Origin of the sequence: Paenibacillus sp. 1-18, from assembly GCF_000520755.1 — a bacterium.
GTDB classification, from domain to species: Bacteria; Bacillota; Bacilli; order Paenibacillales; family Paenibacillaceae; genus Paenibacillus; species Paenibacillus brasilensis.
The window spans coordinates 1-13546 of the sequence record NZ_ASSB01000007.1; the positions used below are offsets into that span (position 1 = coordinate 1).

At 44.8% G+C, this 13546-nt stretch carries 13 protein-coding genes, 1 tRNA gene and 2 pseudogenes; 7 read left to right on the forward strand and 9 right to left on the reverse strand.

Annotated elements, in window-relative coordinates; translation table 11 throughout:
• Positions 1-47 precede the first annotated feature (47 nt).
• The 4 genes and pseudogenes from L693_RS0100315 (at position 48) to L693_RS0100330 (ending at position 3005) form a co-directional block, all read left to right on the forward strand.
• Positions 48-120, forward strand: a tRNA-Lys gene (locus L693_RS0100315).
• 923 nt (positions 121-1043) lie between these two features.
• Positions 1044-1322, forward strand: a pseudogene (locus tag L693_RS30890) (helix-turn-helix domain-containing protein); the annotation flags it as partial.
• 50 nt (positions 1323-1372) lie between these two features.
• A pseudogene (locus tag L693_RS28655) lies at positions 1373-2001 on the forward strand (FecCD family ABC transporter permease); the annotation flags it as partial.
• Positions 1998-3005, forward strand: coding sequence for a FecCD family ABC transporter permease (locus tag L693_RS0100330; RefSeq protein ID WP_025715568.1), 1008 nt, complete (start codon positions 1998-2000; stop codon positions 3003-3005). The pseudogene L693_RS28655 and the gene L693_RS0100330, both read left to right, overlap by 4 nt.
• Positions 3006-3085: 80 nt before the next feature.
• Here the strand turns inward: L693_RS0100330 and L693_RS30350 are convergent, their stop codons facing one another.
• From L693_RS30350 to L693_RS0100345, 4 genes are all read right to left on the reverse strand, one after another.
• Positions 3086-3649: an alpha/beta hydrolase gene (locus L693_RS30350; protein WP_231503482.1), complete on the reverse strand. Its 564-nt coding sequence runs from the start codon at positions 3647-3649 to the stop codon at positions 3086-3088.
• 38 nt (positions 3650-3687) lie between these two features.
• On the reverse strand, positions 3688-3834 hold the full coding sequence (locus tag L693_RS30895) for a GNAT family N-acetyltransferase (protein WP_231503484.1): 147 nt from the start codon (positions 3832-3834) through the stop codon (positions 3688-3690).
• A gap of 139 nt (positions 3835-3973) precedes the next feature.
• A complete protein-coding gene (locus tag L693_RS30900; RefSeq protein ID WP_231503483.1) occupies positions 3974-4168 on the reverse strand; it encodes a hypothetical protein in 195 nt (64 codons plus the stop codon).
• 26 nt (positions 4169-4194) lie between these two features.
• On the reverse strand, positions 4195-4959 hold the full coding sequence (locus tag L693_RS0100345) for a helix-turn-helix domain-containing protein (protein WP_025715569.1): 765 nt from the start codon (positions 4957-4959) through the stop codon (positions 4195-4197).
• Between the two features lie 203 nt (positions 4960-5162).
• Here L693_RS0100345 and L693_RS0100350 point away from each other — a divergent pair, with 203 nt between their 5' ends.
• The gene (locus L693_RS0100350; RefSeq protein WP_049825009.1) at positions 5163-6041 is read left to right on the forward strand and encodes a radical SAM/SPASM domain-containing protein; all 879 of its coding nucleotides are present in this window, start codon (positions 5163-5165) and stop codon (positions 6039-6041) included.
• A gap of 175 nt (positions 6042-6216) precedes the next feature.
• Here the strand turns inward: L693_RS0100350 and L693_RS0100355 are convergent, their stop codons facing one another.
• Positions 6217-6783, reverse strand: a complete 567-nt coding sequence (locus L693_RS0100355; RefSeq protein WP_025715571.1) for a TetR/AcrR family transcriptional regulator — start codon at positions 6781-6783, stop codon at positions 6217-6219.
• Between the two features lie 197 nt (positions 6784-6980).
• Here L693_RS0100355 and lpdA point away from each other — a divergent pair, with 197 nt between their 5' ends.
• On the forward strand, positions 6981-8366 hold the full coding sequence (lpdA, locus tag L693_RS0100360; RefSeq protein ID WP_025715572.1) for a dihydrolipoyl dehydrogenase: 1386 nt from the start codon (positions 6981-6983) through the stop codon (positions 8364-8366).
• Positions 8367-9023: 657 nt separating this feature from the next.
• Positions 9024-10718, forward strand: a complete 1695-nt coding sequence (locus L693_RS0100365; protein WP_025715573.1) for a methyl-accepting chemotaxis protein — start codon at positions 9024-9026, stop codon at positions 10716-10718.
• Between the two features lie 246 nt (positions 10719-10964).
• Here L693_RS0100365 and L693_RS30905 read toward each other — a convergent pair whose 3' ends face one another.
• The 4 genes from L693_RS30905 to L693_RS0100380 form a co-directional block, all read right to left on the reverse strand.
• Positions 10965-11207, reverse strand: a complete 243-nt coding sequence (locus L693_RS30905) for a DUF4183 domain-containing protein (protein ID WP_231503485.1) — start codon at positions 11205-11207, stop codon at positions 10965-10967.
• Positions 11180-11317, reverse strand: a complete 138-nt coding sequence (locus L693_RS30910) for a hypothetical protein (RefSeq protein WP_231503486.1) — start codon at positions 11315-11317, stop codon at positions 11180-11182. Before L693_RS30910 ends, L693_RS30905 begins: the two co-directional genes overlap by 28 nt.
• 89 nt (positions 11318-11406) lie before the next feature.
• The gene (locus L693_RS0100375) at positions 11407-12219 is read right to left on the reverse strand and encodes a DNA alkylation repair protein (protein ID WP_025715574.1); all 813 of its coding nucleotides are present in this window, start codon (positions 12217-12219) and stop codon (positions 11407-11409) included.
• An 87-nt stretch (positions 12220-12306) separates the two neighbouring features.
• Positions 12307-12957, reverse strand: coding sequence for a peroxiredoxin-like family protein (locus L693_RS0100380; RefSeq protein WP_025715575.1), 651 nt, complete (start codon positions 12955-12957; stop codon positions 12307-12309).
• Positions 12958-13546 lie beyond the last annotated feature (589 nt).

Genomic DNA, 13546 nt, shown 5'->3' on the forward strand with positions numbered 1-13546 from the left:
GAGGTCAGGGGTTCGATCCCCCTAGGCTCCACCAAAGTCTTGATTATGGACTCTTAGCTCAGTTGGTAGAGCAGTTGACTCTTAATCAATTGGTCCAGGGTTCGAGTCCCTGAGAGTCCATCCTTTAAAAAACGGCAGAAATGCCGTTTTTTTTGTTGTAAAATGTTTTTTTAAGCTATAGAGTGCTTTGAAATGCTCAGCAACCGATGCTGAGCATTTTTGTTATGTCTTCATATTGTTGTGTGAATGAAGAGATTGAAAACAGGGATAGGTTGACGCGTATTTGAAATGGGGTCGCTTTCTGATCCGCATTTCAATACTATAATTTGGTGCATCCGGGGATGGATACGAGTTCAAGGGAATGCCCATCGGCTTCTGGAGCTATAAAGATAGCATGAAACAGGCTTGATCATTTATAGTATAGTTATCGTTTTTGTGCTATATAATTGGACTTTTTTGCTTAAAAAGATGCAGGGAAACGGAGATCGCGTTTCTCACTTATGATAGTGGGGGCTTTGGTTGTGAATAACGTCTCGGAGTGGGCAGAGTCTCACTTTCCTTTATATACTGCTGACAGTATTCGTTCGCTGTACAGCACATCGAATCTTCCAATGTACAAGATTCATGAGAGTGTAGCCGTGCTGATTGCGATTGCCAGTGGCAAGGGCACACTTCGGATCAATGATCAAACTTACGAGCTTATAGAAGGGAGCGTTATCCTTCTCCCGGTTAATAGCCATGCCGCTTTAATTACGAATCTCCTGCAACCGCTTCATGCTTATAAGCTTTCAATCCGTACACGAGAGGAGTCGAGTCCTCTGCCTGAAAGCGCAATGATACGGAAAAGCGAGGTGGTCTCCAATCCCAATATTCAGTTTTTCCCCTGTGAACCTGCAATTGTAACGCATGTGGAGGAATTGTATATTCATCGTTTGCCGGTTAGTGAAGCCCGCCATGTGCAGAATCAGATTATATTTCACCAAATCATTCTCCAATTGTTGGAGCAAATGGAAGTCAAGTATGCTGCTGATGAGCAGCCATCCATGGAACGCAGTATTGCTTATTTAGAAAACCACTATAGCGAAAAAATAACGCGTGAGCAGTTAGCCGCGATTGCAGGCGTAAGCCGATCTCACTATTCTATTCAGTTTAAGCAGCTTACCGGCTTTTCTCCCAACGAATACTTGTCACGGCTGCGCGTTCACCGAGCCAAGGAGCTATTAATTAGCGGATCAGACACACTCCGGGAAATTGCGCTAAAGGTAGGTTACAAGGATGAATTTTATCTGAGCCGTCGTTTTAAGCAGTATACAGGAGCATCACCTTCAAGCTATAGCCGCAGATCATTTCAGCGTGTGGCCGTACTGCTTTCGGTGCTGCTCTGGGAGCGGGGCTGGTCATCTTATTGGGCTCAATGCGCCGAGGCAACCTGTCACCGATCCGGATCGTGCTGGCCGGAGCAGCGGTTTCTGCGTTCTTGTATGCCATCTCGGATGGTGTCAGCGTTGCTTTTAAAATTTCCAAGGATGTATCCATGTGGACCGCTGGGGGCCTGATTGGAACGACGTGGGGACAACTCCAGGCGATTGCACCGGTGATCTTTCTCGGAATTATAATAGCTCTGATTCTGTCCAACTAGCTGAGTATTCTCAGCTTGAGCGATGAGGTAGCGACCGGATTGGGGCAAAATCTGGTTTGGATCAAAGCCATTCTGTTCATCCTTGTCATTGTGATTACGGGTGCAGCGGTGGCGCTCGTCGGAAATATGGCATTCGTGGGGCTGATGATTCCTCATATTGTTCACCCAAGATGGTTGGCACCGATTATCGGTATATCCTGCCTTTCTCGGCTTTTGCGGGAGCCACATTCATGCTGTTTGCAGATGCGCTGGGCCGCACAATTAATGCACCTTACGAGACGCCTGTCGCAGCCATTGTGGCAATGCTGGGCTTACCCTTTTTTCTGCTTGTCGTGCGCAGGGGAGGTAAAACTTTCTTATGATCCTATCCACTCTCATTCGAAAACAACGTCTGATACTGCTTGTCAGTTTAGGGCTAATCGTTATTACCACGATAGCCAGCATGGCCTGGGGATACTCGTCTTTGTCGCTTGACAGGCTGATTCCTGTTTTGTTCGGTCAAGGTACGTTCAAGGAAGAATTCGTCCTGTTCTCTGTCCGACTGCCACGGATTTTTATTACATTGCTATCGGGAATGGCGCTTGCGTTGTCGGGCTCTATTTTGCAAAGTATCACCCGCAACGACTTGGCCGATCCAGGAATCATCGGCATTAATGCTGGTGCGGGTGTAGCGATTGCGTGCTTCTTTTTGTACTTCCCGATTGATGTCGGATCGTTCGTTTATATTTTGCCGCTTGTCGCCTTTATTGGTGCATTGGTAACAGCAGCTTTGATCTATGCTTTCTCGTATAGCCGAACGAGCGGACTTGATCCCATCCGAATGGTACTGGTCGGGGTCGGTTTTTCCCTTGCGCTGTCGGGGATTATGATCGTCATTATCTCCTCGGCAGAACGATCAAAGGTCGATTTTATCGCAAAATGGATTGCAGGCAGTATTTGGGGGACAGACTGGCCATTCATTTGGGCTCTGCTTCCCTGGCTGATTCTGCTTATACCGTTCACCTTGTACCAATCTCAACGTCTCAATCTACTTGCTCTGAGCGAGACATCGGCGATTGGCGTCGGTGTGCAAATTGAACGGGAGCGCCTTGTCCTTATTCTAACTGCAGTTGCTGCGGCTGCATCGGCGGTATCCGTCACGGGCGGTATTGCGTTTGTCGGGTTGATGGCTCCGCACATTGCCAAGGCACTGGGTGGCCCGCGCATTCAGTTGTTCATTCCCGTCGCCGTTCTGCTCGGCGGATGGCTGCTGTTAACGGCAGATACAATTGGCCGTAACCTCGTCGATCCAGACGGTATTCCCGCGGGTATTATGGTGTCGCTAATCGGTGTGCCTTATTTTGCCTATTTGCTGCTTAGGAAGTAGCAAATAGGCAAAGCTGGAGATTCGTTAATATGAAATTTTTCCTATAGGCTCTTCGATTGCAGAGAGTATTACGTTTACTCTTAACGCTGATTGACATAATCGGCGAGGATTTTTAGATACTCATCATTCACTAATTTTCTGGGGGCAAATACGGCTGTTAAAAAAGTCAAGGCTTTTGAATCCGCGATTTTTTCATTCATCATGGAATGGTCAGCTTCAGGTAAATGGACGACGGACAGGAGCTGTGAAGGCACCTTCTGTCGATATACTCGTTCAGTATCTTTTACATCAACATTAATATCTTTTCCAGCCAGAACCAAAAGAACAGGAGATTTAAAGTAGGCTAATTCTTCAGTAGAATCAGACAGGAAATTTTTTTCTATAAAGCTCCATCTTTCTTTGGAAATCAAATTGTCGGGGGCGGCTATTTTCAGGTATTCCTCGTAAGAAGCCTGTTTTTTGAGTAATTGCAAAATCTGTTGATTGTAGTCCAATCTCTTTGTAATTTCTTGAGGAGTAGCCCCTTCTTGTTCCATCTCTTTTCTGGTGTTAAATTGCCCTTGTGTAATCCAGTTCACGGCGGGTGATACAAGGATGCTGAAAGCAATATTGTGATCCTCTTCAAACGCTAGTTTGTGATACAAATGGATAGCCCCTTGGTTCTTATTCGCTACATGAAGCGTCAACCATGAAAGCCGGAATCAACCGTAAATTGCTGTGCGAAAGCTAGAAAACGTCGTCCTATCCCCTGACTGCGATGACTTGAGCGAATTGCCAAATGATCAATATAGCACTCACCTGCGGCAGGCTTATATTCCAGCGCATGCATACCTGCCAAAAATTTAAATACATTGAAGCAGCCAAACTGTTTAATGAGCGGAGCCCAAGAAATAGGTTTTGTTGTAGAGAGCAAGGAGTGGGGTGCTTTCCATTTGAGGGAGAGGACACCGACCACTTCCTGATTCTCTTTAAACTACAAATTGCTTCATAGTTGAAGGATTAGGGTCTTGAACCCAAACCTTCATGAGTAACTGCTGTATATCCTGATCCTCCAGTGCAACAAGGGCTTGAAATTTCGCTTTGAAGGATTCCACTAAGAGCTTACATACAGCTTCATGGTCTTGCTCTTGATGAGCAACAATGTCAATTGATTCTGAACACATATAACGCCCTCCCATATCCAGGAATTCTATTTTACGTTTACTTGAATCTCATATTGCAACTTGTTGTTGTCGAACATGGAAAGATAGGATTTTTCTACTAAAATGATTTTGCTTAGGCAATCATATTGGTGCTGGGCCACGTAATGCTCCAGTTGTTGAATTTCATGTTCGATCTCAGCGTCTTCAGTGACGGAAAAATGCTTGCAAAGATAGCTGCCTTCTTCAAGGACACAGTCAGCCGTCTCTGTCATTTCTGTCGTTTCATAGCATAGCTTCACCTGTCCAGAATCCAATAGATAATGCAGGTCATTTTCAAATAATCGAGGTGGAGCAGGCCGCTGCTCGAATAGATTCCTGGCAGACAGCTCATGATCACTCTCAAATGCAAACCACAGCTTTAAATATCGGGGGCCTAACAGCCTGATCCGATACTCATTATCCTGCTGGATGGAGTTATGATGTTCATTTAGCACCTTGTGAATAAACTGTTCGAGCTGCTTCAAGTTAGCGATTTCATCCCGTACCTTTTCCAGCGAACTTTCTAAAAGCTGGTTGTAATCATCGGCCGTGTAGAAGGTCAGGCATTCTTCAATCTGAGCGACAGGGACATTTAATTTACGCAGCAATAAAATATGGAAAAGCTGATAAATTTCATCAAGCCCGTACATTCGATATTGATTTTTTTCTGTGTATGACGGATAGAGAATCCCTTTTTCTTCAAAATACCGCAGTTGATGTACAGATACATTCATAAGCTGTGAAAGCTGGCTGATTGTAATATGTTCTTTCAATGTCAGGACTCTTTACTGTGTAGTTGGATAAAACCACTATAAACCTTAGGTCGGACCTAAGGTCAATAGCAATTTGAGGACAGTATTAGCGCAAGTGAACGAACAGAAATGATTTACCTGCTGGTGATAACCCGTTATAATCATAGGACTTGGATTAATAGACATTACAAGATGTTCAGGATGAAGGTTAGAATGGGGAAATCATGTTGAAAACTTTTAAAAAGGTATACATTGAGATCACAAGCATCTGCAATCTCGCATGCAGCTTCTGCCCTCAAACACAGCGTGTCAAAAAATTTATTGATCCAGAAGTCTTTCGAAATGTGCTTGACCAGGTCAAGCCGCATACGGATTACATTTATTTGCATGTAAAAGGAGAGCCGCTGCTCCATCCGAAAATTGATCTTTTGCTGGAGAGTGCTCATGAGAAAGGCTTAAAGGTCAATATTACTACCAATGGTACTTTGCTGCCCAAGACTGGACATAAGCTGCTTGGGCAACCGGCGCTACGCCAGATGAACTTTTCTCTTCACAGCTTTGACGGGCATGAAGGCTCCGTAGACAGAGAAGGATATTTGGGTAATATTTTCACGTTTGTCAGAGAAGCTGTGAAGCATAATGTCATTATTTCGTTCCGTCTCTGGAACCTGACGCCGGATAATTTGACCAATGCGGAGCGCCAGCGCAACCGTGTGACTCTTGAGCAGCTGGAGCGGGAGTTTGGACTGGATTACCGGATTGAGGAAAAGGTTGTACCTGGGAGTGGGATTAAAATTGCCCCCAATATTTATTTGAATCAGGATCACGAATTTGAATGGCCAAGCCTGAGCTCCCCAGAAGATGACGGCAAAGGTTTTTGCCATGCGCTTCGCAGCCAAGCGGCGGTATTAGTAGATGGAACGGTTGTTCCTTGCTGTCTTGATGGTGAAGGCGTAATTAATCTAGGTAACGTGCATGAGCAATCTTTTACCGACATTGTTGAAGGGGAGCGTGCAAATCGTATGTACTTCGGGTTCTCCAGGAGAGAAGCGGTGGAAGAGCTGTGTCGCAAATGCGGGTACCGTAAACGATTTGGAACATAACAAACATTTGGCGAGTGCAGACTTCGAATCTCTGACAAATCGCAATTCCCGTTTTGAGCTTAGAGCCATAGGAAAAAGCCGCTAAACACCAAGGATTGATTGGTCTTTAGCGGCTTTTTGCGTACGTAAAACATGTTTACATTCAACTATGGCTATTAACGAAAAGGGCATTTGTTTAGGGGTTAACCAGCGCTTTGGCGTGTTGTTTGCCTGCCGAGAGAAGGCAATCGCTCAGTTCAGGATCATTAACAGAACGTGCAAGCACAAGAGAGCCGACCATACTGCTGAACAATGCGCTACCCTTGGACAGATCCATTCCCGCCAAATTGGAGATAAACGTAATCATTCGTTCCAACTCCTGCGTGAATATCTGCCGGATTTCTTCGGAAGAATGGGCTATTTCTACGGAAAGGGCAGGAATAATACAGCCAATTTCTGTTTGATCACGGTGATGGGTGCTTAAATAGTAGTCTATGACAACATTGATTTTGGGATCTTGCTTTTCCTGGTCAACGGCCTTCTGAAGAAGTGCGAGGGTGTCATTGACGGCATAGCGACAGGCTTCAGCTACCAGTTGTTCTTTGTTGTCAAAGTGTGAATAAAACCCGCCGTGAGTTAATCCGGCCCCTTTCATAATAAAGGGCACACTGACATTATGGATTCCGTTGGCACGAAAAGCCTGGGCAGCGCTTTCAACGATTTTATTCCGTACTTTCATCTTATGACCTTTTGGATAAGGCATTGTAATCACTCCACGGGTTCATAATGCTAACTTCAAAATATTATAATCATCATAATAAATTGTGTCAATTTGCTTTTTTGTAAAGACGACTTTAGCGTGGCTGATCACCACTATTGACGCATTTAAAATATGATGATTATAATATATTATGTTCATCATATTTTAAATCAAACCATTTTACCAGGAGGTGTTAGGTTATGAGCAAGCTTGAATCTGTAGAAACCCTGGTCATTGGATCAGGTCCGGGAGGTTATGTGGCGGCACTGCGTTCTTCTCAGCTTGGAATGAAAACGGCGATTGTCGAGCGAGGTCAGCTAGGTGGAGTCTGCACGCATGTTGGCTGCATTCCATCCAAAGCTTTGATTGCTGAAGCGCATCGCTATGAGGTGCTCAGGCAGTTCAATCAGGCAGATGCAGCAGCGTCCTTCGTGAATGCTCAAGCTTTCAAACAGGAGATTGTGAATAAGCAGGCAGGCGGAGTCGGCTTTTTAATGAAAACGGCAGGTGTGAATATTCTGAAAGGGGAGGCCAGCTTGATTGACGAGCATACAGCGATCATCAAGCAAAATGGAGCGGAACAAACCATTTCCTTTAAGAATGCCGTATTAGCAACCGGTTCCCGTCCAATAGAGCTGAAAGCATTTCCATTCGGCGGGCGTATTTTGTCCTCTACAGAGGCGCTTTCGCTTCCAGAGGCTCCGACCAGTCTAGTCGTGATAGGCGGTGGATATATAGGCGTTGAGCTTGGACAAATGTATGCCAAATTTGGAACAAAGGTAACGATTCTGGAGGGAGGGGAAAGGGTACTGCCGGGATTTGAGGCGGATCTTGTGGCCCCTGTTGTCAAGCAGTTGAAAACAGATGGTGTAGATATCGTAACCGGGGCGACAGCCGAAAAAGTCGTGCAGAATGTGGATACCATTACGCTGCATTATTCAAAAGGTCAGGAGCAGCATCATGTTGCCGCAGAGTTTGTATTGGTTACTGTAGGCAGAAAACCCAATACGGATGGCGGGCTGGGACTGGGGCGCATTGGCTTGCCAGTGACGAGCAAGGGGCTGATCGAGACAGATGAGCAGTGTAGAACCGTTATTCCGCATATATTTGCCATCGGAGATATTACGGCAGGTCCAGCGCTTGCTCATAAGGCTTCCTATGAAGCAAAGATTGCAGCAGAAGCGATTGCAGGTCAAGCTGCTAAAGTGGATTATAAAGCTATGCCGCTCGTTGTCTTTTCTGAACCGGAGCTGGCTAGTGTCGGCCTAAGTGAAACGGAAGCAAAGGAAAAAGCCCTGCCGATTGTCATTGGTAAATCTTCTTTTACAATTAACGGCAGAGCATTGGCACTCAGGGCAGCAGAGGGGTATATCAAAATTGTAGCAAAGCAGGACTCGGGAATCGTATTGGGTGCGCAAATCGTGGGTGTCGAAGCGTCAACACTCATTTCGGAGCTTGCTTTAGCTATCGAGATGGGAGCAACCGTAGAAGACTTGGCTCTAACCATTCATCCCCATCCCACACTGGGAGAAGTAATCATGGAGGCTGCGGAGAACGCGGTCAGAAAAATGGATAATACAAAGTAGAGGTTCCGTACAAAATCACTTCATTACCTATGAGAATAATTATCAACTATGATAGGCTATAGTTTGAAAGTGAATGCGATCAGATACGTGGATGGTTTGGATCGGGGGCTTGACGACAGTATTTATAAGCTGGAACGTTTCCATGTACTGCATAGGGAAAAGGGATGTGCCTGAGTATATGGGGGATCATATCTTTGTATATGGTTCAGAAGTTGAAGGGGCCAATCAGGACAGGTCTATATGTACGATTCATTCAGTGATCAAGGTGATGAGTTTGTCATGGAGGACCCTTATTCGCTGGAGCTCCAACTCGATACTATCGTTAATCTCTTATTAGCCAACAAAAAATAAAGCTGAATACAACTTTAAAAACATATAGCATACATTTTTGATGAATCCTTTGGTTCATAGAGAAATAAACTGCTAAAGACGGGGCAAACCCTGTGTTTGGTGGTTTTTTTTATGGTTATTTTATGATATGGATGAAACGATAAAAAACAATGAATTTTCTCATATAAAACGACATATTCCAGCACTAAAATGTCATATTCCGACACCAAAATGCCATATTCCAACAAGTGTTGATAGGCTATAATCGTAGCAATGACAACTTATTGTCACTAAAATTTATTAGAGTCAGGATTGGTGGTTCACATAATGAAACTGGCAACAAAATTAACTTGGATGATGCTCGTCATGCTGTTTCTCGTAGGATCCTCCATTGGATACTTCGGATATCGTACCGCTTACCATCAAGTAGATGAAGCTGCAGGAATCGAGCTGGTGGGCTGCGCCAATATTACGACTGGCCTTATAGATCCTGCGGATATATCTGCTCTGGCCAGTGGAGATAACAGCAAACTTGCTGCCATTGAAGACCGGATCGGCTGGATTGTGGCACATAAGCCTATTTTTAAAGAGGCTTTCATTCTCTCTCTGGATGGAAAAATTCTCGCTGCCGATGCCAACTTCAAGCAAAGAGGCTATCAAGCTGGCGATTCCTTCTACTTCACAGACGAAGACAAAGAAATGATAACTACCATGAAGCATTCCGCATACTCCAAGGTTTATACATATGAAGGAACCTCCCTCAAAACCGGATATGGTCCCATCTATCAGGATCATGATCCCACCAAGCCCATTGTTGCACTGATGGCTATCAATTTTGACGGCTCGTTAATTCAGGAACGGACGTTGGATATTATTGTTCAGCCCTTCATTATTGGCGGTTCCATCTTCATCGTGGCTATCCTTGTCGCTTACCTGTTGATTCGCCGTATGGTAAGTCCGCTTACCAAGCTGTCAATCTCTGTGAACACCATTACCAAAGGTGACCTTACCCATGAACCAATTCTCTTCAAAAGTAAGGATGAAATCGGGAATCTGGCTCGCGACTTCAACGATATGACAATGAACCTGCGCAACCTGATTACTCAGGTCAATGACACCTCCATTCTGGTCGCCTCTTCCTCCCAGGAGCTGTCTGCCAGTGCCCAGGCAACAAACCGTGCCGGAGAGCACAGCGTGAATGTTACGATTGAGCTGGCTGATGGGGCGCATACCCAACTGGAGAACCTGGAAGAAAGCTATAAAGCCGTTCAGGATATATCACGCTTCATCAGCGATATTGCCGGCAATGCGGACATCGCAATGAACAAGGCCGCGGATAATGTCCAGAAAGCGCGTCTTGGCCGGGAATCGATGGATTCCGCCACCTCCCAAATAGGAGTAGTGAGCGAAAACATCAGCGATCTCTCAAGTATTATTGATACGCTTGGTAGCCATTCCAAGGAGATTGAGAACATCGTCGACACCATCACCAGCATAGCCGAGGAGACTAACTTGCTTTCGCTGAATGCGGCGATAGAAGCTGCGCGTGCCGGAGAAGAAGGCCGGGGCTTTGCCGTTGTCGCCGGCTCCGTCAGCAAGCTGGCCGAACGTTCTTCCATATCCGCCAGACAAATCAGCGAGCTGATCAGTCTGATTATCACCCAAATGGACAAGGCGGGTGAAACTATGAAACGTTCCACGGACGAAATGCTGCAGGGCAAGGAGCTGATCATATCGGCCGGACGCTCCTTCTCCGAGATCGAAATCTCCGTCTCCGATATGTCTTCCCAAAGCGAGCAAATTTCAGCCACAGTCCGGGAGCTGGCTCTGATCTCCGAAGGGCTCGTTGAAGCCATTCAGAATATTGTAACGGTCTCCAATCATACGGCTGAAGGGGCGGAATCCCTGTCTGCCTCTTCGGAGCAACAACTTGCCGCCATGCAAGAAGTGGAATCCTCCGCAGCGCTCCTCTCTTCACTGGCCGAGAAGCTGCGGGTTTTGGTGGAGAACTTCAAGATTTAAAAATTTATTTTTGTTATGTGACTGGAAGAACAATCTGTTTATTAGACAACAAAAAATAAGGCTGAATACAACTTAAAAAACGTGTAGCATACATTTTTGATGAATCCTTTGGTTCATAGAGAAATAAACCGCTAAAGACGGGGGCAAACCCTTGTTTGGCGGTTTTTTTTGGTTATTTTATGATATCTCAGCTCAGTCGCTAATTGTGTCGTCACTGTGACGTTATTGACAGAGGTTGAGGAGGCGCTAGTGTTGAAAGATAACCTCAATAACTACCGTCACACCAACAACCAAGCCTGTATTAATGATTAGATTAGCAGTGGAAAGCGTTGTTAACACGCCTCGCAGAAATGTTCCATTTACAAATACATTGTAATATCCACTACTGGTCGAAACAATTAGACCGTTTGCCGCAACTGAAGTACCGCTATCATTCGTGAAACTTTGTGCCGGGATGGTGGTCACTCCTCCAACAATGTTGCCAAGCACAGCAATGGTGTGTAACGATTGACGGTCCGTGTGACATTTATATTCGTTGTGATAGCAATGTTTCCGGAAACGACGCTGTCTGCTTCCAAGTAGATTCGGATAATAGACATAGGAATCCTCCATTCCTAATATTCCAGATGTATCTCATAGTTTATGTAAATCAGCTGGGATATGGATTGGATGGGGAAGAGTCTCTGAATTACTGCTTTTTCATCAAGCTTCTTTTGGCTCGTGTGACTATTCGCCTCGTTTCTTTTGTATTCGAAGTCTTCAGCCACGCATCACAAACTCGAAGCACCCATTCCGGGTTGGTTTTACTGGCGTCATTCAGCCAATTGTCCACGGAGTCCTGAACATATTTGACCGGGTCGGATTGAACAGCTTCCAAAAGTGGAAGCGCCAGCTCTGGCTGTTCTTTTAGCTCAGGAATGTGCTTGGCCCAGACACCTTGTGGCCGAGTCAATTCGATGGCAAAACGACGTATATTGGCATCCTGATCCCGTACCCAATCGTTTAAAAGCGCCAGCGATTCGAGCAGTTGCATGGCAATGGACCCTCTTACAGCCATCCAGGAAATTTCACGCACTCCGAAATGGGGGTCAGCCGCAAAGGGACGAATGCCTGTCAATTTTTGCTCGACACTTAAACGGGGATCAATCCCGACGATATAGGCAGCCCAGCAGCGAATGCTGTCTGAGAGATGGGAGGCCATGGCGCTAAAGATCAGAGTACGTTCTTCATATGTTTGTTGCTCGAACAAGTTCAGCCATGCCTGCGCAATCGCAGGGAGTATTTTCATGATCTTCTTTTCCTTCAAATGATTCAATTCAGACAGGAAGACATCGCATGATCGCTGCAATCCAAAATCATCGAGAGCATGCTGCAGCAGTACAGCATGGTCGACAGCCAGCCATTCGGTGAGATTCACCGTTTGAAGCTGTCCTTGCTGTAGCAGTTGAAGCACATCTTCAGGAATATCTGTTCCCTTGCGAGCCCCTTTGCGTTGTAATATTGAATCTGGAATTAGGAAGTAATTTTTAGGATTCATATATTGCCCCCACCTATGCAGATAGATAAGAATTATTTTTTAATAGTGACTCTAGAGAGAGCGTAGAACTTGTAATACGTCAGCAGGCTCCACTCGTTTTTTGTAGTCAGCATAAGCATTTCCTGCACGAATAATACCTTCTGAATCAATTACATATGTAGCGGGTACAGGCAGCTCCCAGGCGCTGTCGCCATTAAATGTATCCAGTGAAATGCCTAATGATCTGTAAATTTCATGTGCATATTCAGGAAGTTTAAATTTGAGGTTGTATTTTTCTGCTATTTGATTATGCAGGTCACTTAATACATGAAAGCTCAATTCGTTCTTCTGTTGCATGCTCATTGAGTGCTCGGGAGTTTGTGGACTCACGGCAATCAGTTGAGCATTGAGCGAAGTTATATCATTTATGTACCGTTGGTAGGCTTGTAGCTCCAGATTGCAGAACGGACACCAATGTCCTCTGTAAAAGATAAGAACAACAGCTCCCTTTGTTGTTTCTTCAGATAGTGTTATGGCTCGGCCTGTATAGTCCGGTAAGCTAAAATCAGGCGCTTTGGTACCGAGGCTAAGTCCATTGGCGGTATTCGAATCACCAATTTCGTGGATCGTTTTTTCAAATATGTCCAGTATCTCTTGAGGGAGCATTTTTTCCACATGAGCTTTGGCAGCATTCAGTTGCCTTTGCAACTTTTGATTGTCCATTTCATTCACTCCATATCGTATATTTTCTGGTAGATATACGATACTTCTTTTGTCTGGAATTTAGATGTAATGTAGCTTACAACTTCAACCGGGTATTATGATGGAGATATTGATTTTGTTTTTTTTAATGTCTTATTTAAAACGCCCAAAACTCCTTATATCGATAAAAATAATCGCTTCATGGTGCCTAATGTAACAGGGAAGAAGCTTAGTGAGGGCATTGAAGATTTAAATACCACTTTTATTTTTGATAATAGCACGGCGGGCGAAAATAGAAATCGTATAAGACCAAGTATAAATAAGGACGAAATCGTGACTCGTAACGAGGATATAACGTATTCGAAAATAATAAAGTTGTTAAAAATGATCTGGCATATATTCTCTTTAAGGGCAGAACACTAAAGTCATAAACTATTAAAAAAAGGCTTTTGAGTTATCATGGCTCTCGACTGGGAACTGTGACAACTCTAGCAGACTTAACTTTCTTAGATGATGCAGGGCATCTCATTAGTTATGCAGCTTCTGAGTTTCTTTATGGGTTCCACACATTTTTAGTATTAGACGCCCATGCCGCTAACGCAGCACCATC

Bases quoted from the DNA above. Each gene is read 5' to 3' on its own strand.
- L693_RS0100330 (WP_025715568.1), top strand. From the start codon at position 1,998: ATGATCCTATCCACTCTCATTCGAAAACAACGTCTGATACTGCTTGTC.
- L693_RS30895 (WP_231503484.1), bottom strand. From the start codon at position 3,834: ATGCATGCGCTGGAATATAAGCCTGCCGCAGGTGAGTGCTATATTGAT.
- L693_RS30900 (WP_231503483.1), bottom strand. From the start codon at position 4,168: ATGTGTTCAGAATCAATTGACATTGTTGCTCATCAAGAGCAAGACCAT.
- L693_RS0100350 (WP_049825009.1), top strand. From the start codon at position 5,163: ATGTTGAAAACTTTTAAAAAGGTATACATTGAGATCACAAGCATCTGC.
- L693_RS0100355 (WP_025715571.1), bottom strand. From the start codon at position 6,783: ATGCCTTATCCAAAAGGTCATAAGATGAAAGTACGGAATAAAATCGTT.
- lpdA (WP_025715572.1), top strand. From the start codon at position 6,981: ATGAGCAAGCTTGAATCTGTAGAAACCCTGGTCATTGGATCAGGTCCG.
- L693_RS0100365 (WP_025715573.1), top strand. From the start codon at position 9,024: ATGAAACTGGCAACAAAATTAACTTGGATGATGCTCGTCATGCTGTTT.
- L693_RS30910 (WP_231503486.1), bottom strand. From the start codon at position 11,317: ATGTCTATTATCCGAATCTACTTGGAAGCAGACAGCGTCGTTTCCGGA.
- L693_RS0100380 (WP_025715575.1), bottom strand. From the start codon at position 12,957: ATGGACAATCAAAAGTTGCAAAGGCAACTGAATGCTGCCAAAGCTCAT.